Source organism: Stenotrophomonas sp. NPDC077461 (assembly GCF_049545475.1).
GTDB lineage: Bacteria > Pseudomonadota > Gammaproteobacteria > Xanthomonadales > Xanthomonadaceae > Stenotrophomonas > Stenotrophomonas nematodicola.
The window spans coordinates 34955-57279 of sequence record NZ_JBMWDO010000015.1 but is presented as its reverse complement, the minus strand read 5'-3'; the positions used below and the strand labels follow the sequence as shown (position 1 = coordinate 57279).

At 69.8% G+C, this 22325-nt stretch carries 5 protein-coding genes; all 5 read right to left on the bottom strand.

The window, feature by feature from the left end; translation table 11 throughout:
* Position 1 precedes the first annotated feature (1 nt).
* The 5 genes from ACPEH8_RS19215 to ACPEH8_RS19195 are packed head-to-tail and all read right to left on the bottom strand — an operon-like array spanning position 2 to position 22284.
* Complete coding sequence (locus ACPEH8_RS19215; RefSeq protein ID WP_423667861.1) at positions 2-1063, bottom strand: TauD/TfdA family dioxygenase; 1062 nt, start codon at positions 1061-1063, stop codon at positions 2-4.
* Complete coding sequence (locus ACPEH8_RS19210; protein ID WP_423667858.1) at positions 1060-5493, bottom strand: type I polyketide synthase; 4434 nt, start codon at positions 5491-5493, stop codon at positions 1060-1062. Before ACPEH8_RS19210 ends, ACPEH8_RS19215 begins: the two co-directional genes overlap by 4 nt.
* A complete protein-coding gene (locus tag ACPEH8_RS19205) occupies positions 5486-8560 on the bottom strand; it encodes a non-ribosomal peptide synthetase (protein ID WP_423667855.1) in 3075 nt (1024 codons plus the stop codon). The genes ACPEH8_RS19210 and ACPEH8_RS19205 overlap by 8 nt, the downstream gene beginning before the upstream one ends.
* A 58-nt stretch (positions 8561-8618) precedes the next feature.
* Positions 8619-9611: a TauD/TfdA family dioxygenase gene (locus ACPEH8_RS19200; protein ID WP_312708353.1), complete on the bottom strand. Its 993-nt coding sequence runs from the start codon at positions 9609-9611 to the stop codon at positions 8619-8621.
* Between the two features lie 28 nt (positions 9612-9639).
* The gene (locus tag ACPEH8_RS19195; protein ID WP_423667852.1) at positions 9640-22284 is read right to left on the bottom strand and encodes an amino acid adenylation domain-containing protein; all 12645 of its coding nucleotides are present in this window, start codon (positions 22282-22284) and stop codon (positions 9640-9642) included.
* Between the last annotated feature and the right edge of the window lie 41 nt (positions 22285-22325).

Below are 22325 nucleotides of genomic sequence, written 5' to 3'. Positions count from 1 at the left end.
GTCACGTCCCCTCAGTAGTCGTTTCAATGGCCATGCCGCGCTGCGCCTGGGCCATGCCCGTCAGCACCCTCCTCTGCCCCTGGAAAGGCTCCCGACCGTGCACGACGAGCATGTTGTCCAACCAGACAACGTCGCCGGCCTGCCAGTCGAACCGGGTCATCTCGCGTCGATAGATGTCGCGCAGACACGTCAGGTGGTCCGGATCGATATCACCGCCGTCCCCGTGGAAGGTATTGGTCGGCATGTCATGTGCGGGGAAGGTGCGCATCAGCTCCGCGCCGATGCTCGGCGGCAGGGTGCTGACGTTGAAGAAGGTGGCGTGATTGAACCAGAGCCGCTCGCCGGTCTGCGGGTGCGGCACCATCGCGTTGCCGATCTGGCGCGTCATCAGTCGATCGCCGGACTTCCACACGGTCTCGATGCCGACGCCTGCGCAATAGCGCTCGACCTCGGCACGGTCATCGGTCTGGAACACGGTCGGCCAGGGCAATCCGAAGCCATCGCCATAATTGCGGACGTACAGGATCTGACGTCGCTCGAACGCCTCCACGATGTGCGGCGGAATCGCCGCGGTGATCCGGCGGGTCGATCCAAACGGCGTGGCACCACCCGTGGACGACGGGAGGGCGCAATGAAAGTAGAGGTGAAGCGGATAGACCGGCGAGTAGGAATGCTCGTTGTGCGGGAAAATCCACTGGTCGCTGGGATAGTCGGTGGACGTATAGATGTTGCCGGCCACGGTGGTGCGCGGCGAGGCGCGGAACCGGTACTCCAGCGACGCGCCCGACCCGGCGACGATGCATTGTTCGAAGGCGGCACTGGTGCCGACCGCGAAGCCACGGAACAGCAGTGCGCCGTGTTCAAGCAGCAGGGCGGCCAGTTCCTCGCGGTTGGCCTGTATCCACTCGCCGAGGACCTGCCCGGGCGACTGGGCGGTGAACACCAGCGGCAGGCCGGACTGCGCATGCATCACCGACCGTGTCACGCGCCCGGCACCCGACACGCTCATCCCGCGCCGGCGCGTGCCGCGCAACCCGCTGGCCGCGTCCTGTTCCATCGTCATGCCTCACTCCTGTCAGCCTGGGCGGCAACCTTGCCGCTGATTGGTCGTCGCTTGACCATGCCGATTCTGCCGGCGGCCAGTCGTTCATCCTGTTCCCGGCGTGCCTGGTCGGCCGCATGCAGCTCAGCCAGCAGCGCATCGACCGGCACCCCGGTCTGCTCCACCAGCCGCTGCAGCAGCAGGCACAGCTTGCCCAGCCAGCGCTCACCCGCGTCGGCGTCGAACAGCAGCCGGTTGTACTCGATGCGCAGCCCCGCCCCGGCGTCGTTGCTCCAACCGGTCACCACCATGTCCAGCTCAGCCGACTCGCGCGCATGCGGCCAGGCGAGCACCTGCACGCCGGGCAGCTGCAGCGGTGGCACGGGCGCGTTCTGCAGCACCAGTTTGTGCTGGAACAGCGGCGCGAAACGGCGGTCGCGGGGCAGGTCCAGCGCGGCCACGACCTGGTCGAAGGGCACGTCCTGGTTGGAGTGGCCGTCGATCGCCAGCGCCTGGACGCGCGCCAGGTACGCGTCCACCTGTTCGCCGGGCTGCAACCGCACGCGCAGCGCGAGCAGGTTGACGAAGAAGCCGATCATGCCTTCCATCTCGGGACGGGTGCGGTTGGCGACATCGGTGCCGATCACGATGTCCCCCGCGCCGCTTTCCTGCGCCAGCAGCAGCGCATAGGCCGCCAGGTACAGCGAGAAGCGGGTGGTCCGGCGCTGACGCACGAACCCGACGATGGCCGATTCCAGCGATGCATCGAGCTGGCGCGTCACCACTCTGCCGTCGAAACTGCGTTCAACGCTGCGGCGTGCCGGATCGGCGATGCTGGCGTGCGTCTGCGCCCCCGCCAGTGTCTGCGTCCAGTACGCCAGCTGCCCGCTGGCCATCGCCTGCCACTGCGGCGACCGCTGCCAGGCGGCCACATCGATCGCGTCCGGCGAGCGTACGCCAGGGGCCGGGCCGTCGGCCGCGCCGATGCTGCGCAGGTAGTGCGCCTGCAGATCGGCGATCAGCACGCCCATCGACCAGCTGTCACCCACGATATGGTGCAGCGCGACCGCCAGCACCAGGTCGTCTTCGCCCAGAGAGACCAGCAGGACGCGGATCAACCCACCCTGCTCCAGATCGAACGGCCGGGCGGCGAAGTCGCCCAGGATCCGATCGACCTCCCCGGTCTGCAGCGGCCCCTGCGCGACCGTGACCCGTTCGATGTCGACCGTGGCTGCCGGCAGCACGCGCTGCCAGGGACGGCCGTCCTCTTCGAAGAATGCCGTGCGCAGCGGAGCATGATCGGCGACCAGCGCTTCGAAGGCGGCGCACAGGGCAGCGTGATCGACGCGTCCGCTCAGGCGCGCGGTGGTCAGGATGGTGTTGGCGCCTGCACCTCCCTCATGGCGTTCAAAGAACCACATCCGCTGCTGGGCGGCGGACAGCGCCACCTTGCGGGTGCGTTGTGCGGCGTCCAGTGGTGACACGTCCGGTAGCGGCGTCGCGGCCGGCGCCGGCGATGCCTGTCGCGCCCGCTCCACCACGTCGCCCAGCGTGGGGGCGGACAGGAACTGGTCCAGCGTGATGCGGCTGCCCGTGGCGGCACGCAGATGCGCGATCAGTTGGGTCGCCACCAGGGAATCGCCACCGAGATCGAAGAAGTTGTCCGCCGGACCCGCGTGCGCGCGCCCGAGCCGCTCGGCGCAGAGGGTGAGCAGCAGCGAGGCCAGTGCATCACCGGACACCGGTGCCGTCTCGTGCCGTGGCTGCGCAGCGGCCTGCGTGGACGGTACCACCGCCGCCTTCGGCGGCGCAGCCATGCCTGGGCGTTCGACCCAGTGGCGACGCCGCTGGTACGGATAGGTCGGCAGCGGGACACGGCGGCGCTCACCTGCGGGAGGCACGTTCCAGACCACACCGGCACCGTGACACCAGAGCTGCGCGTGGGCGCGCGCCATCGCCGCCGCCTCGTCGCCAACGGCTGCTGGATGCCCGAGGGTGGACAGTGCGACCGCGGCGTGCGCGCCGTCGGCCAGCGAGTGCCGTACGAGCGAGGTCAGCCCCTGGCCAGGGCCGACTTCGAGCAGCAGGTCGCTGCCACCGGCCAGCAGCGTGCGTACGGCGCGGTCGAACCGGACCGGGCTGCGCAGGTGGTCCACCCAGTAGTCGGACCGGGCGCAGTGCCCTGCATCGACCCAGTCGCCGGTGACGTTGGAGACGAACGGACGCACTGCCGGGCGCATCCGTACCGAGTCCAGCACCGCCCGGAATGCAGGGACGGCACTTTCCACGAGGGGCGAGTGGAAGGCGTGCGAGGTCACCAGGCGGCGTCGCGCGATGGTGGATGCCAGCTGCGTGTCGAGCGCGTCGATGTCTGCTGCGGTGCCTGCCACCACGCAGTGTCCTGGCGCGTTGTAGGCCGCAATGGTCACGCCCTGCGGCAACAGCGGCGCAAGCGCGTCGGCGGGAAGCGCGACGCTGAGCATGGCCCCCTGCGGCGTTTCCTGCATGACGCGCCCACGCGCCACGACCAGCGTCAGGGCGTCCGCCAGGTCGAAGACCCCGGCCAGGGTGGCGGCGACATACTCGCCCAGGCTGTGCCCGAGCATCGCATCGGCCTCCAGACCCCGGGCCTGCCATGCCTTGGCAAGCGCATGGCTGACCAGGAAGATGGCCGGTTGCGCCACCTCGGTCTGGCGCAGGCATTCGGCCGCCGCCCCATCGCCCGGCTGCAGCAACAGCGCGCGCAGGTCGTGCGGAAGCAGGCGCCGCAGGAGCTGTTCGCCGGCATCGAACGCGTCACGGAAGGCCGGATCGGCGGCATGCAGCGCCGCCGCCATGCCTGGATACTGGCTGCCCTGGCCAGGGAACAGCATGGCCACCCGCGCGCCAGGCTGCGCCACGCGCGTCCCGGCATCCGGCCGCCGCAGGGCCTCAACGGCGTCCTCCAGCGTCCGCGCGACGACCGCGCGCCGCAGCGGCAACATCCGCCGCCCCTGCTGCAGGGTATGGGCCACGTCGCACAGCGCCAAGCCGGCGTTGGCCTGCAGATGGGCCGCCAACGCGGCGCTCGACTGCGCCAACGCCACCTCATCCAGCGCCGACACGGGCAGCACGTGGATGCCGCCCTCCCGCCCCGGCGCGCGCGGCGGCGCCTGCTCCAGCACGGCATGGACGTTGGTACCGCCGATGCCGAAGGAACTGATGCCGGCACGGCGCGGCCGCGCCCGCGTTAGCCAGGGCGCAGGGTTGGCTGCAATCCGGAACCGCGATCCGCTCAGCTGCAGCGCCGGGTTCGGGGTGACGAAGCCCACCTGCGGGGGAATCAGCCCATGCGCCAGCGACAGCGACGCCTTGATCAGTCCGGCAACGCCGGAGGCGGCATTGAGGTGCCCGATGTTGGCCTTCAGCGAGCCAAGGTAGCACGGCTGCGTTCCACCCGCGCCGTAGGTCGCATGCAGCGCGTCCAGTTCGATCGGGTCGCCCAGCCGGGTGCCGGTGCCATGCGCTTCGATGTAGTCCACCTCGGCCGGATCGACCGCCGACACCAGCAGCGCCTCGCGGATGACCCGTGCCTGCCCTTCCGGGCTCGGCGCGGTGAAGCCGATTTTTCCGCGGCCGTCATTGTTCATCGCCGAGCCACGGATCACCGCGTGGATGTGGTCGCCATCGGCGATCGCGTCCTCCAGGCGCTTGAGCACCACCATGCCGACACCGCTGCCGGGCAGCGTGCCGGCCGCGGCGGCGTCGAACGGACGGCAATGCCCGTCCGGCGAAAGGATGCCGCCTTCGTTGTAGGCGTAGCCGCTGGTCTGCGTTGCCAGGATGGACGCCGCCCCGGCCAGGGCCATGTCGGTCTCGTACTGAAGCAGGCTGCGGCAGGCCAGGTGGACCGCCGCCAGCGAGGACGAGCAGCCGCAGTTGACGTTGAGGCTGGGGCCGCGCAGCCCGAGGGTGTAGGAGACAAAGGTGGGCGCGAAGTCCTTCTCGTTGTGCAGGTACAGCGGGTGCACGCCCACCCTGTGCACGATGTCCGGCGAGGCCAGCAGATGCTGGTACAGATACCCGCTGGTGCCCACGCTGGCGTAGATGGCAATCAACCCCGGATAGGTGGCGGCCACGTAGCCGGCATCCTGCAGGGCGGTTTCCGAGCACTCCAGCAGCGCCTTGTGCTGCGGGTCCTTCAGCTGGGCGTCGCCCGGGGTGATACCGAAGTAGGCCTCGTCGAAGTCCTCGACGGCCGCCATCACCGCCGCACGACGGACATAGCCGGGGCGTGCTGCCGTGGCTGCATCCACGCCGGCCGCCTGCAGCGCAGCGGCGTCCAGATCGACGATGCACTCCCGACCGTCACGGATCGCCGCCCAGAACGTGTCGGTATCGGGCGCGCCCGGGAACCGTCCGGCCATCCCGATGATGGCCACGGCCTGCGCCGGCACAGAGGTATCAGCCATCGGTACGTACCTCGCGTTGGCGCTGCAGCGCCGCGCGCGCCTTCTCCGCACGGCGCGCCATGTCGTGCTCGGCCGTCGAAGCGCCCTGGCCCGTCGCCGGTGCCGACGATGCGTCGTAGAAGCGCGCCTGGGCGGCGATGGTGGTGGCCTGGAACAGGGTCACGATCGGCATCTCCCTGCCAAATGCGGCGTCCAGCCGTGCCTTCAGCTGCACCAGCAGCAGCGAGTGGCCGCCGCAGTCGAAGAAATTGTCTTCCACGCTGACCTCGTCCACGCCGAGCAGCGCGGTCCAGATCGCGGCGATGTCGTGCTCCCGCGACGTGCGCGGCGCAACCACGGCGCGGCCGCTGCCTCGCTGGCGGCTGGCAGGCGGCAGCGCGCGCCGGTCCACCTTGCCGTTGGCGGTCACCGGCAACTGCTGCATCCACACCAGCGCCGACGGCACCATGTGGGCGGGCAGGCACGTGTGCAGCTGCGCTAGCAGCGCCGCATCGCCGGGACGCACCACACCGGTGGGCACCAGATACGCCGCCAGCCACGCGTCCGCGCCGGCCTCCTGGGCAACCACCACGGCGGCGCCGACCCCGGGCAGACGGCCGAGCACCGCCGCCACCTCGCCCGGTTCAACGCGATGGCCGCGGATCTTGACCTGGTCATCGGCGCGACCGAGCAGCTGCAGCGCGCCGTTCGGCCAATAGCGGGCACGGTCACCGGACCGGTACATGCGCGTACCGGGAGCATCCTCGCCGGACACCGGCTCGGGCAGGAACCGTTCGGCGGTCAGGTCGGGCCGGGACAGATAGCCCTGTGCCACGCCGGCACCGGCGATGTACAGCTCACCGATCACGCCGACCGGACAGGGCTGCAGCTGTGCGTCGAGCACATGCAGCCGCAGGTGTCCCAGCGCTCGGCCGATGGGCAGGCCGGCATGATGCGGTGCGCCTTGCGCCTCATGGGTCGCCACGCCGATCGTGGTCTCGGTCGGGCCGTAGTGGTTGACGACCCGCAGGTCGGGCCGACGCTCGCGCAGGCGCGCCAGCAGGGCCGGTGCCGCCGCCTCGCCCCCCAGCACCAGGCACTGCCGCGGAAGCACGGCCTCGCCCCCCGGCACCTCCAGCAGCGCGGCCAGATGGGATGGGACGATCTTGAGACAGTCCACCGGATATTGGGCCAGATGCAGGCTCAGTCGAGCCGGGTCGAGCACGGTGTCGGACGGCACGATGTCGAAACAGCGCCCGGTGAGCAGCGCGCCATACAGCGCCGTGTAGCCGAGGTCGGCGGTCCACGTGGAAAGCGCGCTCAGCGACGCCGACGCCTCCAGCCCCAGACGCTGCTCGATGGCCTGTACGTAGTGGCATACCGCCTGGTGGCTGACTTCCACGCCCTTCGGTCGGCCGGTGGAACCGGACGTATAGATCACATAGGCGATCTGCAGGGGATCGACCGCTATCCGCGACGGGCGCACCGCCGCTTCGGCCCGCGCCGGCAACCGCGTGACATCCAGCGTCGCCATGCCGTCCAGCGACGCCCAGCGGTCCGTCGCGCCGGCATGCACCAGCACGCGCGGCGAGGCTTCGGCAAGGATGTCGGCAAGCCGCTGCGTCGGTGCGTCCGGGTCCAGCGGTACGTAGGCAACGCCACAGCGGAGCGCGGCCAGCATCGCCGCGATGCACGCCGCGTCGCGCGGCAGCACCAGCGCGATCCGATCACCGTGCCGTACGCCGAGGTCGAGCAGCGCATCGGCGATGCGGCCCACCTGGTGATCCAGCGCCGCGTAATCCAGGACCGTCTGCCCGGACCGGACCGCCGGCGCATGTGGGAACCCTGCCACACATGCATCGAACAGGGCATCGGCACTGACCGGACGCGCCGGGGTGACCGCAGGCCCGCACAGCGGGGTGTACCCCGCCAGCGGCGCCTGCAGCAGCGCGCTGCGCATCTGCTCTGCCAGCACGTCGATATCGGCCGCACTGAAGCAGCGGGCATCGAACACGAATTCAAGCATCCACGCGCCCGCGTCGATGCCCGCCCGCAGCACCAGCTGACCCGGCATGATGGCCAGCCCGCTGTCGCCGCGCCACCGCGCACCGCCGTTGCCGCCGCTCGTGCGCCACTGATATCCGTGCACAGGCAAAGGCAGGGCCGGATCGAAATACTCCTGATGCCGCCGCGCCTGCGCGAGCGCGTCCGCCATACGCGCCGCGCTGTCGGCCGCCGTCAGGCCGCAGGTATCGCAGCGCAGCGGAATCGCGCGGGCGACAGGCCCGATCACCGTGGCAAGTTCGTCAAACCTGCGGCCGTGATCGAACAGCGTCAGGTCCAATGCGCCCACGCCGCACCATCGGGAGAGCACGCCGTGCCAGGCGAGCAGAGCCTGCAGTTCCGGTTCGACCGGACCGGTCACGCCGCTCTCCACCCGGTAGTTCCGCCGCGCCGGGGTGACGCTGGACGAGGCGGCATGGCGCGCGAACGGCAGCCGTGCCGCGTGCGCGGCGTCTGCGTTGAGCGAGGACCAGAACGCGCGCCCGGCTTCGGCGACCGGGCTTTCCAGGACGTCGTGCATCCACTCGGCGATATCGATGTACTGCGTGTCGGCCACGAACGGCTCGGACGCGGCCAACGCCTGCGCGAGCAGTGCCAGCGCGGCGTCATCGGCGATCCAGGTGGGCGCGCGCAGCAGCAGGTGCCGAGGGCCGGTCGCTGCGTCCAGCAGCGCCACCGCCAGGTTCGCCTGCCGGCTCGCGCTGCAGTCCAGCCAGGCATCGACCAGCGTGTCGACGTCCGCGTCCGCCTCCGCCTCCGTCGCCAGCCTGCCTGCGACCACATGGCAGCGCGCCGTTTCGCGGACGTACTGCACCGGTTCGCGCAGCCCATCCACCTGGACAAGTTCGACCCGCAGGATTTCCAGCTCGGCAGCCAGCCGCTGCAGCCGCGCTGCCAGTGCATCCGGCGTCAGCGGCGCATCCAGAGCGAACACTGCGGCGCTGTACCCCGTTCCCGTGCCGCGTCCCTGCCATGCATGGCGCTGCAGGGGTGACAGACGATATCCGACATCAGTTTCCAGCATGGTTTTCCTTCATCCCTTGAAGTCCAACTGCGTTCCTGGCTGACAGTGCTGCAACGGTTCAGTCCGTCATGGCCACCAGAATCCTCCTGGGGCCGCGAAACGGCATGCGACCGTGCGCGAACAGCATGTTGTCCAACACCAGCAGGTCACCACTCTGCCAGGGGAAGCGGATCGCATGGCGTTCATAGCAGCCACGGATCTCTTCCAGCACGCTGTCCTCTATTTCCCCCCCATCGCCGTAGCACGCATGCCGGGGAAGGTTGTCCCTTCCGCATGCGGCCAGCAGCATCGCCCCCTGGTCTTCCGGCAAGGAAGACACATGGAACAGGTGGGCCTGGTTGAACCAGACCTTCTCGCCGGTCAGTGGGTGTGTTGCAGACGCCTGGCATACCTGCCAGGTGCGAAGCCGTTCCCCTTCCCGCCACGAGAACCCGATGCCCGCCTGGGCACAGAATGTTTCGACCTCGCTGCGCGATTCAGTCTGAAACACTTCCTGCCAAGACAGGTCCAGTTCACCGTAGTTGCGAACATACATTATTTTTCGCCGTTCGAGGCGCTCGCGAAGCGCCGGATCGAGCGACGCATACACTTTCCTGCTGTCGGCGATCGGCGTCTCACCGCCTTCGGCGCTCGGCTGCTGCGCATGGAAATAGATGACGCCCGGCCACGCATGCGTGTACGAGTTCTCGTTGTGCAGCGGAATGGCGTACTCGGCGGGATACTCGGTGGAGGTGTAGATGCGGTCGTCCAGCTGCGTGCGCGGCGTCGAGCGGTTCTCGTAGGTCAGCCGTTCGCCGCCGCCCAGCGCATCCACCACGCCTTTGAACACGGCCACATCGTCGATGCCCATGTTGCGGTACAGCAAGGCGCCGTGCCGCAGCAGGCACTCGCGCAACTGCGCGCGATGGGTGCGGGTCCAGGCCACGGGATCGATCTGCGCCCCGGCGTTCGCCTGCAGGCGCCGAGGTATCGGATGCCCGTCGGCGAAGTCCAGCTCCTCCACCAGGTTGCCCGACACCGGCACCTGGCGCCGCCCGCTGCGCTGGCGCAACAGGGACAGCGAGGACGGCGATTCGATCTCACTCATGGTCGACGACTCCTTCGTTGATGATGGCGTTGCGCCGACGACTGCGCGCCAGCATGCCGTGGGATGCTTCCTGCAACGATGCCGCCTGGCGCGCCTGCGCGGCGTCCTCGATCCGTGCCAGTGCCTCGATCAGCGCTTCCACGGTCTGCGTGGGTGCTGCACTGGAGACGTCGAGCAGGTGCGCGAACTGTGCCGACAGGCGCTCAGCGGTGGCGCGGGTGAATACGTCGGTGTTGAAACTCAGGCTGCCACGCAGTTCGCCTTCCACCTCCTCGATGGTGAACTGCAGGTCGAACTTGGACGAGCCGGCGTCCACACCCACCGGCTCGACCATCAGGCCGGGCATCGCCTCCTGCTGGATCGGGACGTTCTGCAGCACCAGCTTCACCTGGAACAGCGGGGTGTGGGCCAGCGTGCGGGGATGGCCCACCGCGTCCACCACCTGGTCGAAGGGCGCGTCCTGATGCGCATACGCATCCAGGGCGGTCTGACGTGCGCGCCGGAGCAGTGCCTCGAAGGTGGGATCACCAGCAAGATCCACGCGCATGACCACCTGGTTGGCGAACAGGCCGAACACCGCTTCCAGGTCCCGCTCGGCGCGGTTGGCCACGGTCGCTCCCACCGCGATATCGCGGCTGCCACTGGCGTGCGCAAGCACCACATCCAGCGCCGCGAGCAGGTACATGTACAACGTGATGCCCTGCTTGTTGCACTGCGCGACAACGCGATCCCGCACGGCGCCGCCGATGCGCAGGTCCACTGTGGCGCCCCGGAAGCTCTGCACGGCCGGCCGCGGCAGGTCGGTGCGGATCGGCAGCAGCGCGGGCAGGCCGGCCAACCGGGCACGCCAGTAGTCCAGCTGCGTCCCGGTGACACCCTCCATCTGCAGCGCGCGTTCGCGCGCGACGTGATCGGCGTAGCCCAGCCGCAACGGCGGCAACCGGGCGCCCTCGGTACCGCCTGCATAGAGTGCCGCCAGCTCGCGCAGCAGCAGCGCCATCGACCAGCCATCGGCGGCAATGTGATGCACGCTGAGCAGCAGCACATGCTGCACCGGCCCGATCCGCACCAGGGTGAACCGGTGCACCGGCCCGGCCGCGAGGTCGAACGGCGCTGCGGCCTCTTCACGCGCGATGACCTCCAGCGCCTCCGCGTCGCAGGCGATCAGCCGCATCGCGTCCGCCATGCCCTCATCCACCACCCGCCGCGGAACGCCGGCGTCGTCGACAAAGCGCGTGCGAAGGGCGGCGTGGCGCTCCACCAGGTGCGCGAGGCAGTCGCGCAGGCGCTCCTCGTCGAGCACCCCGTCAAGGCGCAGCGCGGTGGTGATGTTGTAGGTCGCGTCCTGGCCCTGGAGACGGTCCAGGAACCACAGACCACGCTGCGCATAGGACAGCGCGCCATCGTCGGCGACCGGCCCCGACGGCGCTCGACGGGAGATGCCTGCAGACCGCTGCGCATCGATGCGGGATGCCAATCCAGCCACCGTGGGCGACTCGAACAGCGCGCGCACCGGCAGATCAATGGAGAACGCCTCCCGCGCGCGGACCACGACCTGGGCGGTCAACAGCGAGTGCCCGCCCATCTCGAAGAAGTTGCTGTCGCGGTCCACGACCGGCCGGTCCAGCACTTCACTCCAGATGCCGAGCAGCAGTTCCTCGCTGGCCGACAGGGTACCGGGCGCCACCGGCAGCGTCGCCGCCTGCCCGTCCGGCAGCGGCAACTGCTTGCGATCCACCTTGCCGTTGGCCGACAAGGGGAAGGCCGCGAGCGTCACGTAATGCCACGGCACCATGTAATGCGGCAGGCGCTCGGCGAGTGCCTCCCGCAGCGTGGCCGCCACCGGTCCGCCGGTCTCCGAGGGCCGCACGTAGGCCACCAGCCGGCGTTCGCCCGGCGTGTCCTCGCGGACGACCACGAGCGCATCGCCAACGCCCGGCTGCTGCTGCAGCGTTGCTTCGATCTCGCCCAGTTCAATGCGATAACCGTTGACCTTCACCTGGAAGTCGGCGCGCCCCAGGAACTCGATGTTGCCGTCGTCCAGGTAGCGCCCCCTGTCGCCGGTGCGATAGAGGCGCTCCCCCGTGCCGGGATGGACAATGAAGCTGGCGGCGGTCTTCACCGGGTCGCGCCAGTAGCCGAGAGCCAGGCCGACGCCGCCGATGAACAGGTCGCCCTCGATGCCGATCGGGCAAGGCGCCAGCCTTGCATCGAGCACGTAGAAGCGCTGGTTGGCCAGTGCCTTGCCGTACGGAATGCTGGGCCAGGACGGGTCGACCTCGCCGATGGGATAGAGAATGGACCAGATCGACGCCTCGGTGGCCCCGCCCATCGACACGATCGCGCCGCCGGGGAAGCGCGCCCGGTAGCGCTGCGGCAACGACAGCGGTATCCAGTCGCCGCTCAGCATCGCCAGCCGCAGGCTGCCGGGCAGACAGCGGTCCTGCCGCTCCAGCTCGTCCACCAGCAGCTGCAGCAGCGCCGGCACGGAATTCCACAGCGTCACCCCGTGGGCCTGCAGCAGCTGCGTCCAGGCGGCCGGATCCTGCTGCGCGGACGCGGCAGGCATCACCACCGCAGCCCCTGCTGCCAGCGGGCCGAAGATGTCATACACGGAAAGATCGAAGCTCAGCGACGATACCGCCAGCACGCGATCCCGCGCCTCCACGTTGAAGCGCGCATTGATGTCGCGGACGGTGTTGACCGCGCCGCGATGATCGATCATCACGCCCTTGGGTTGCCCCGTCGAGCCGGAGGTGAAGATCGTGTACGCCAGATCGGCCGCCACCTGCAGTGCGGGCACCGGCCCCTCCAGCAGCGCATCATCGGCGTGGATGTCCAGCCGTGCCACGCCCGCGGGCAGCACATCGCCGCAGGCGACACCCGGCACCGACAGCACTGCGGCTGCCTCGCCGTGGCCGACCAGGAAGGCACGGCGCTCGGCCGGCCAGGACGACTCGATCGGCAGGTAGGCCGCGCCCGCGTACAGAACCGCGTACACCGCGACCACCTGCTGCCAGCCCTTCTCCATCACCACTGCCACGTGCTGCCCGGGGCGCACGCCGGCGTCGGACAGCCGCCGGCTCACGGCAAGCGCGTGCTGGTGCACCTGTCGGTAGGTCATCTGCCTGTCGTCGGCGATGACCGCCACGGCATCCGGCGTCCGCGCAAGCTGGGCAGCGAACAGGCCATGCAGGGTCGCGTCGGGGTCCCCCAGATCGGTGGCAGTGGCGTTCCACTCCCCATCAATGGCCGCCTGCTCGGCTGCGGTGAGCATGGGCAGCGCGCCCAGCGCCGAGGCCGGTTGTTCGGCCATCGACTGCAGCAGCCGGGCCAGATGGCCGAGCAGCCGTGTCGCAGCAGCCGGGGCGAAACGCTGTGCATCGTGGTACAGGCAGAACGACAGGCATTCGCCGGGCTCGACCATCAATGTCAACGGCAGCTCGGTCTGGTCCAGCGCGTCGGCCCAGTCGATCCGCAGTCCATCGCCCAGAACGCCATCGACCGCAGGATAGTTCTCGAACACCACCAGGGTGTCGAACAGCGGCGTGCCGGCGGCAAGGCCCGTCCACTGCACGATATCGGCGAGCGAGCAGTGTCCGTGCGATTCACGCTCGGACTGCGCGGCATGCAGACCGGCCAGCCACGGCAGCAGTTCCCGCGTGTCGTCGACCTGCACCCGCACCGGCAGACTGTTGATGAAGGGTCCGACCGTGCGTTCAACGCCCGGCAGATCCACCGGCCGCCCCGAGGCGGTACACCCGTACACCACGTCCGCGTCGCCGCTGTAGCGGGCGAGCAGAATCGCCCAGGCGCCCTGCACCAGCACGCCGAGCGTCAACTGGCAGCGACGCGCAAGCGCCTGCAGGGCCGCCGTGTGCCGTCCGTCGAGGGTGCCGCGCGAGGCGCACGGACGCTTCTCTCCGCGTGCGGGAGCAGCGAGGCTGCCACCGGCCAGTGGCTGGCGCGGCGACAGTCCCTCGAAGGTCCGTTGCCAATACGCGGCCATCGAGGTGCGGTCCTGGCGGCGCAGCCACGCCACGTGATCGGCGAAACGGCGGGGTTCGGGCAGCGTCGGCCGGCGGCCTGCCACCAGCGCCTGGTAGCACGCCAGCACTTCGGCGAGCACGATCGATCGCGACCACCCATCAGACACCGCGTGGTGTTCGCTGAGCACGAAGCGGTGGACATCGTCGGCAAACTGCAGCAGGTAGACCCGCAGCAACGGCGCCTGTTCGAAACAGAAGCCGCGCTCGCGGTCCTCCTGCAGCAGCGCCTGGTAGCGCTGCTCCTGCTGGGCCGGCGGCAGCGACCGCCAGTCATGGAAGACCCACGGAAGGTCGACGCTGCGCTGTACCACCATCACCGGTACCGCACCCGCTGCGCGCTGCACGCTGGCGCGGTAGACATCGTGGCGCCCTGCCACGATCTGCCAGGCCTGCTGGAAGGCAACTGCGTCCAGACGCCCGCTGATCTGGTTGCGGAGGTGCGATACATACACGCCCTCACCGGGGGCCAGCAGCGAGTGGTAGATCAGTCCGTGCTGGATCGGGGTGACCGGGAAGATCGTCTCGATCATGCGGGCCGAGGCCAGCCCGGTGGACGCGACCAGCGCGTCCAGTTCCTCCTGTCCGTCCTCCAGCAGCGGCACATCGGAGGGCGACAGTCCGCCGCTGGATGCCAGCACGCAGTGTCCCACCAGGCCGCGCAGCGCCTGGACATACTGCGCGGCCCATGCGGCGACATCCTCCTTCCGGACGTACGTCGGACAATAGGTGAACACCACCTGCAGCCGCTGGTCCTTGACGAAGGCGACCACGTCGATCGCATGGGTACGCGTCTCGTCGTGGGCCTGCATGGCCCCAGGGTGTTCCAGCGCGAGGTCGAACAGGCTGCCCTGCCCCATCGACTGATCGAACTGCCCGAGGTAGTTGAAGCTCACCGCCGGTGCAGGCGCCTCATCCACACCCGCCCCGAGGTAGCGCACCACGCCATAGGCCAGTCCCTTGCCCGGAAGCGCGCGCAGCTGCTCCTTCACCGCCAGCAGGCAACGCCCTTCGTCGCCCGCGGCAGGCAGGTCCAGCGTGAGCGGGAACATGGACGTGAACCAGCCCACCGTCCGCGATACGTCGATCTGGTCGAACAGGTCTTCGCGTCCGTGGCCTTCCAGCGTCAGGCTGAGCTGAAGCTGGCCGGTCAGCGCACGGGCAGACAGCGCCAGGGCGCACAGCAGCAGATCATTGATCTCGGTGCGGTAGGCCGCGCCGGCCTCCCGGAGCAGGCAGTGGGTGTCGCCTTCGTCCAACGCCAGTTCGTACTGCTCCTGTCCACCATGCCGGTTGTGGCCACCGTCGAGCAGCGGCACGGGCAGCGGCGCCAGCGGCATGCCGTGCCAGTAGCGCGCCTGCTCGTTGGCCTGCTCAGTGCGGGCGTAGTGCTGGAGTTGCCCGGTCCACGCCTTGTAGGCGCTGGTCTTGGCCGGCAGCAGGGCCGGTGTACCCGCCGCATGCGCGGTGTAGAGCGTGGCCAGGTCTTCCAGCAGGATGCGCCAGGACACCCCGTCAGTGACGAGATGGTGGACCACCAGCAGCAGTCGCAGCTCGCCGTGTCCCAGGTCGAAGCACGCGGCACGCAGGGCTGGCGAACGCTCAAGCACAAGACTGCCCTGCATCGCGGCGGCTTGGTCCTGCATGGCCTGGGCGGCCGCCTCCGGTGCATGCATGCCCAGGTCGTGCCACTCCGGCACCACCTCCTCCGGAGCACCGTAGGACTGATGCCAGCGGCCCCCGTCCTGCCGATAGCACAGCCGCAACGCGTCGTGGTGCTCTACCAGCGCGGTAAGCGCGGCCTGCATTGCCGCCAGGTCCAGCGAAGGCCGGTTGACCTTGAGCAGCAACGACTGGTTCCAATGATGCGGGTGCGCGAATGGCTGCGCGAAGAACCACGCCTGGATCGGTGCCAGCGGACAGTCGCCGCTGAGCACCCCCTGCTCGGCCAGAATCGCCGGTGCGTCCGGTTGCGCCGCGACCTCGGCCAGTTCGGCGATGGTCTGCCGCTCGAACAGCTGCCGGGAGGTCAGGCGCAATCCCGCCTGGTTGGCCCGTGCCACCACCTGCGTGCCCAGTACCGAATCGCCCCCCAGCTCGAAGAAGTTCTCATGCACCCCGATCCGCTGCAGCCCCAACACCTGCCGCCACACCTCCACCAGCGTGCGCTCGCAGGCGTTGCGCGGCAGCTGCGGATCATGGCCTTCAGCAGCGCCCGTAGCGCCCATGCCGGCCAGCGCGGCCTCGTCCAGGGAGCCGTCGGGCAGGCGCGGAATGCGCTCGCACGGCCGCACATCCAGCACATGCCGGTGCCCCAGCCCATCGCGGTAGGTATCCGTCGCCTGTGCGACGAGGGCCGCAGGCGCCGCGATGTAGGCAGCCAGCACGCGGCGTCGGGCCGGCGTGCCCTCGATGTCGGGCAGCAGGTGTCGATTGGCACCGTCCAACCCGACCGAATAGCGTCCTGGCGACCGGCACAGCAGGGCCTTCATCGACACCCAGCCCTCTTCCAGGCTGATGGCGTGGTAGCCCATCGCGCGCGAGGCCTCGCGTGCATAGCCGGGGTTGTCCTGGCTCATGCCCACGTCGTCCCACATGGCCCAGTCGATGACGTAGGTGTTGGGGAAGCGCGGGCGCAGCTGTTCCGCATACCCGGCCAACGCACCGTTGGCCATCGAATAGGCACCAAACGTCGCACCGCCGTACAGCGCGTTGACCGACGAGAACGCCACGCAGAGCAGCGACGGGCGTTCCTCGAGCAGCGGCACCACGGCATGCAGCCCGCCCACCTTGGGCGTCAGTGCGGCACGGTAGGCCTGCTCGGTCTCTTCCGCAAGGCCGTGGCGGCTGGCCTGCGACCAGTGCGCGGCTACATTGCCGCCCTCCGCCAGATCGCCCGCCAGGTGGAACACCCCGTCCAGCCTCCGTCCCCACCGCCGCTCGGCCTCGGCCACGGCGGCGCACACGGCAGCGCTGTCGGTGACATCGGCCTGGACATAGAGCACAGCGCCATCGCGCGCACGCGACCGCAGCTCGGCAAGGACGCGGGCCCGCTCACGCTCACGTGCATCGCCATCGGGCGTGGCAGCGCTGCGCCCGATCAGCAGCACCTGCGCATCGAACTCGTGGCACAGCCGGTTGGCCAGGTACCGGCCGATACCCCCCAGGCCACCGGTCAGCAGGTAGGTTCCGCCCCTGACCAGCGGCAACGGCTGTGCATCGGCGGCGCTGACGTCCAGCTCGGACAACCGAGGCAGCAGGCGCTGCGACCGCCGGTACATCACTTCGTGATCGAGCGCGGCGGCACTGCCTTCTTCCAGAAGCCGCGCGACGGTCCCCTCCGCGTCGGCATCGGCAAGGTGCACCAGGCTGGGTTCGAGACAGCTCGCTTCCAGCGCGGCGGTGCGCAGCAGGCCCGGCAACGCGGCATCTGCCGCCGTGGCGCCGGCCTCACCGCCGCGTGCGAGCAGGAACTGCACGTCCTGCGCGGGGGCGCACTGCGCCAGCACCCGCAGCAGCGTGCGCACCGGAGCGAGGGCCGCATCGGTCTCACTCACCGGGTCGTGCGCCGGCGCATCGACGGGGTCCTGCCAGAACCAGAGCAGCTGCAGCACGCCAGCCGTGCTGGCAAGCGCGGCATCCAGCAGTGCCCGGTAATCCTCGGCGCGGTCGCGGCGCACCACATGGGTTCGAGGCGTTGCCCCGTCCGGTGCGACGATGTCCACGGCAGGCGCGCCACCGGCCGGCCACACCAGCCATAGCGGCACGGTGTCGCCCGACGCTGCCAGCAGCGCGCGCGCCTGCAGCGCATCATCCACGAACGCGATCCGCGCAGCAGGCGTGCGTGCCCCCATCGCGCGACGCTGTGCAGGCCGCCACGTGCGTCGGTGGAACCACGCCGGCACCGTGTTGGCGTTGCCGGCCAGCAGGTCCTGCGTGCGCAGCAGGCTGTCGAACCGGCCGGCCATCAGCTGCGCGGCCAGCTGGCCACGCTGGATCTTGCCGATGGAGGTCTTGGGCACATCGTCGACCGACAACGGGACGATGTAGGACGGATTGACCTGGCAGCCGCGCAGGACCGCCTGCCGCACCGCGCGGATGGCGGCATCGGTGTCCCCCGCTTCTGCGGCGGGAACGAAGAAAATCGCCAGTCGATCGGTCGCCGCGCCCGGCTCGCGCACCGCGGTGGCAGCGGTGAAGGAGATCTGCACGGCGCCGGTCTCATCCACCACCTGTTCGATCTCGTGGCTGTGGAAGTTGGCGCCGTTGATGATGATCACGTCCTTCTCGCGACCGGTGATGGTCAACCCCACCGCACCGATCGTGGCCAGGTCGCCGGTGTTGAACCAGCCATCGGCGGTGAACGCCTCCGACGTCGCCTCGACGTTGTGCAGATAGCCGCTGGTGACATTCGGGCCCCGGATCTGCAGGCGTCCGACCCGTCCCATCGGCTGCACGCGGTCGTCGGCGTCCACGATGCGGATGGCCACGCCGGGAATCGGCTCGCCCACCGCGACGAACGGATCGTCATCACGGCTGCCCTCCAGGGTCAGTCGCGAGAACACGACGCCCGAGCACGTCTCGGACATGCCCCAGGAGGGGCGCATACTGGTGCCGGGCAGGCCGAAGGCGCGCAGGCGACGCAGGAACCCACGCGCGCTCTTGCTGACGATCGCTTCGCCGCCATTGAGGATGAACTGCATCGAGGACAGGTCCCAGCTGCGTTCGGGCGCGTGGTCCACGGCTTCATTGACCAGCGCGAAGGCGAAGTTGGGTGCCCAGGTGGCGGTTGCGCGGTACTGTTGGATCAGGTCCAGCCAGCGCAGCGGCGCCTCCAGCACATACTCGGTGGCGACCTGAAGCTGTTCGCAGGCAAGCCAGGTATCGAGCACGTGGAACATGACCAGCCCACCGACGTGGTCCAGCGGCATCCAGTTCATCGATACGGCACCGGCATCGAATCCGTTGTGCAGCGCTGTGGCGGCCGAGCGTGCGATCAGCGCCCGGTGGCTCTGTCGCACCGCTTTGGGCATGCCGGTACTTCCGGACGTCAGCAGCAGCAGGGCGACGTCATCCGCATCGGGCGTGTGCAGGTGACCCGGTGCCTGCGCGCGTGCGAGCACGGCGCCGTCGAGCACGGCGACGGGCACGTCTTCGCGACGCAGCAGCGCGGCGATTCCACTGTACTGGGCCGCGCTGGCCACCACCGCCCTGGGCTGCAGCAGCCGGCAGGTATTGAGCAGCTTGTCGCGTCCGGCACTGGGCACATCATAGCTGGGCAGCACCCCCAGCGGCACCGGCACCAGTCCGCCGAGCACGCAGGCCCAGAACACCGGCACGACGTCCAGGTTGTCGGCCAGCTGAAGCACCACGATGTCGCCGGGGACAACGCCTGCCTGACTCAACCCGCCCAGCACCTTCTCGGCCTCCACCAGCACCTGGGCATAGCTGCGGCGCACGGCCACGCCGTCGCGGTCGATGCAGATGACCCCCCGGTCGCCGGCCGCCGCGCGCCGTAGCACGGCCCCCAGGTCGGTCGGCAGGTCCGACGGCAGGGCATTGCCCTCGAGCAGCGCGTCAGCCTGCGGCGCGGTCGCCGCCTGCAGTGTCGCGTCGGCGGCATCCTCGACCCGGGCCTGCTCCACGGCCTGGCGACGCCAGCCCGGAATCGCATCGGCCAGGTGGTGGCGACGCGCCTGCACCTCGGTGTCCACCAGCACTGCGGCCGTATCGGCGCCTGCGGTCGCCTCGGACAGCGCCTGCGCTACCCGCGCCATGTCCGTGTCTGCCAGCGCAGGACACATCTTCAGCGCGGCGAGGTCGACCCGACCGTCGGCGCACAGCGGAATGGTCGATACGCTCACCCAGATGTCCGGACGGAGGCCCACCGGCAGCAACAGCGCGGTGGCCTCGGCGACCGACGCCACCGCTTCGCTGCGCGCGACCACGACGTACACCACGAGCCGGTCGCCGTCAGCGGTGGGCTGGAGCGCGACGTGCGCATCCTTGACCATCGCATGCGCCTGCACCGTCGCTTCGATGCCCGCCAGTGCGAGCGCATGGCCATCGCGGCGGACCACATCGGCCGGCCCCGGCAGCAACTGCAACTGTCCGTCCGGACGCCAGCGCGCCCGTCGCTGCAGCGTCAGCGGCGACGGACCGGCCACGCGCACGTTGCCGGCGATGGTCGGGGCGCAGCCACGGCCCTGCGCGTCGCAGATCTCCAACGCGGCATCCCACGCCTCCCAGCGGTCCTGACCCGGCGACGCGCTGCCGCCGGCCATCGACTGCGCGACTACATGCGCCGGCGACGGGGTCAACGCGTGGAGATGGTGAAGCTGGGCGAGCGCGCCGCCGACCTTGGCCTGCAGGCGGTTCAGATCGGTGGCCCCGCCCACGTAGATCAGGATGGGCGGCAGCAGGCCCGGATGCGCCGCCTGCACCTCGCCGATGCAGCGGTCGTCGCAGAGCAGCGCCTGGCCCGACATGCCACCGGCGTGCAGGATCACGCGCGCCGCCTGGCCTGCCCACAGCATGTCGCGCACGAATCCTGCCGTACCGGGATGCCGCAACAGGGTCACGTCGTCGCCACGCACCAAGGCGCAGCAGCGGCCTTGCCGCAGAACCGCTGCATGCAGCGTGTCATGCGAGCAGACCCGTGCGGTGCCTTCGCAGTCCACCTGCAGGGCCGGTACATCCAGACGGGGCGACCAGAGGGCGTCCGGGACGACGGCGGCGTCCGGCGCGACCAGATCGCGCCAGGCGATCGCGCGCAGGTCAGCGTCGAGCGGCGACGCCGGTTCCTCTCCGTCATGGATGAGGACGGTGCAGCCGTGGCGCCCCAGCAGCGCGCGCAGCGCGCCTGCCGGCAACGTCCGGTCCACCAGCAACGGCACCACGCCTGCGTGCCAGCACGCCAGCACCGCCGTCCAGCCTGCCACCGCATCGTCCATCGCCACACCGACCACCGCCCCCTGGCCGGCGGTGCCCGCCAGCGCGCGGGCCGCGGGGACCGCCGCCTGCAGCAGATCCCGGCCCTCGTGGACGCCGTCTGCGTCCACCAGCCGCATGTCCGCGCAGCGGGCCTGCAGGGCGGCCACCGTGGTGGCATCGACCGCCGCCCCTTCCGGCAACGGCAACCGCGGGGGCAGTGCCGCCGCGATCGTCCCAGCCACCGGCGCCTCCGGCGCGCGCACCAGCGCGCTCAGCAGCGCGCCGTACTGGGCACCGAAGGTGCGCATCGTCGCGGCCTGGTAGAGGTCCGTGCTGTACGTGAGGATCGCACGGTACCCGGCGGTCTGCGGCTGCAGTTCCAGCACCAGATCGAAATCGCTGCCCTCACGGCCGATCTCGATCGGCTCGATCGCCAGCCCGCCCAGCGCGAGATCCCCGCCGGGCACGTTCTGCACCGCGAACAACACCTGCGCCAAGGGGGCGTGCGCGGTGCTCCGCACCGGATTCAGCGCGTCCACGACCTGGTCGAACGGCAGCTCCTGGTGGGCATAGGCCTGCAGCGTGCCGTGCCGCACCTGCTCCAGCAGCTGGGTGAAGCTGAGTGCCGTGTCGATCGCATCGCGGAGCAGCACGGTGTTGGCGAAGAAGCCGATGACCCCCGCCAGCTCCGAGCGTCCCCGATTGGCCACGGGAGTTGCAACGAGAATATCGCTGCGCCCGCTGTGGACGCCCAGCAGTACCTCGAATGCCGCAAGCAGCACCATGAAAGGCGTAGCGGAGCAACGACGGGCCAGCGCGGCCACCGCGTCGGCCGTGGACGCATCCAGGTCGAAGAACAGCGTCGCGGCCTGGAAGCTCTTGGTCGCGGGGCGAGGATAGTCGCCCGGCAGGTCCAGCAGGGGCGGAGCATCGGCAAGACGCTCGCGCCAGTACGCAAGGTGGCGCCGCGCCTGGTCAGGGCCCATCTGGTCCTGCTGCCAGTGCGCGTAGTCGACGTACTGCACCGGCAACGGGTCCAGTGCCGCCGTCGCCCCGCTCGCATGGGCCGCATACAGGCGGCTCAGCTCGCCGATCAGGACACCCATCGACCAGCCATCGGAGATGATGTGGTGCATGTTCACCAGCAGCACATGCGATTCTGCGTCCTCGCGCAGCAGCTGCGTTTCGAACAGGGGCCCGGTCTGCAGATCGAACACGCGCTGGCTCAGCGCGGCGCAGCGGGCGTCCACCGCCGCGGCGCGATCGGCGGCTGTCAGCGGTGACAGATCCACCTGGGTCAGCGCCTGGCCCCCGGCAGGATGTACGCGCTGCACCACCGCAACGCCATCCAGCTCGAAGGTGGTCCGCAGGGATTCGTGACGCGCCTGCAGGTCGTCGAGCGCGGACTGCAGCGCCGGCAGATCAAGGGGACCACGCAGGCGAACCGCCGACGACATGTTGTACGCCGCATTGCCGCCGCGCTCCTGGAACATCCACATGCGCTGCTGGGCCGGACTGACGGCATGTACGGACTGGCTGCGATCCACCAGCGGGATCGGTGCCGGTGCCGCCGTAGTGCCTTGCTGGCGCAGCGCACGCATCAGTGCGTCGCGTTCGGCGGGAGAGAGACGGGCGATCCTGTCGTTCAGCGAATCCATGTCGTAGTGCCTCCAAGTCCATTGCTTCGGCACGGACGCCT

What these genes read in the sequence shown, in the direction of transcription:
- ACPEH8_RS19215 (WP_423667861.1), bottom strand. Translation starts at nt 1,063, where the DNA reads ATGACGATGGAACAGGACGCGGCCAGCGGGTTGCGCGGCACGCGCCGG.
- ACPEH8_RS19210 (WP_423667858.1), bottom strand. Translation starts at nt 5,493, where the DNA reads ATGGCTGATACCTCTGTGCCGGCGCAGGCCGTGGCCATCATCGGGATG.
- ACPEH8_RS19205 (WP_423667855.1), bottom strand. Translation starts at nt 8,560, where the DNA reads ATGCTGGAAACTGATGTCGGATATCGTCTGTCACCCCTGCAGCGCCAT.
- ACPEH8_RS19195 (WP_423667852.1), bottom strand. Translation starts at nt 22,284, where the DNA reads ATGGATTCGCTGAACGACAGGATCGCCCGTCTCTCTCCCGCCGAACGC.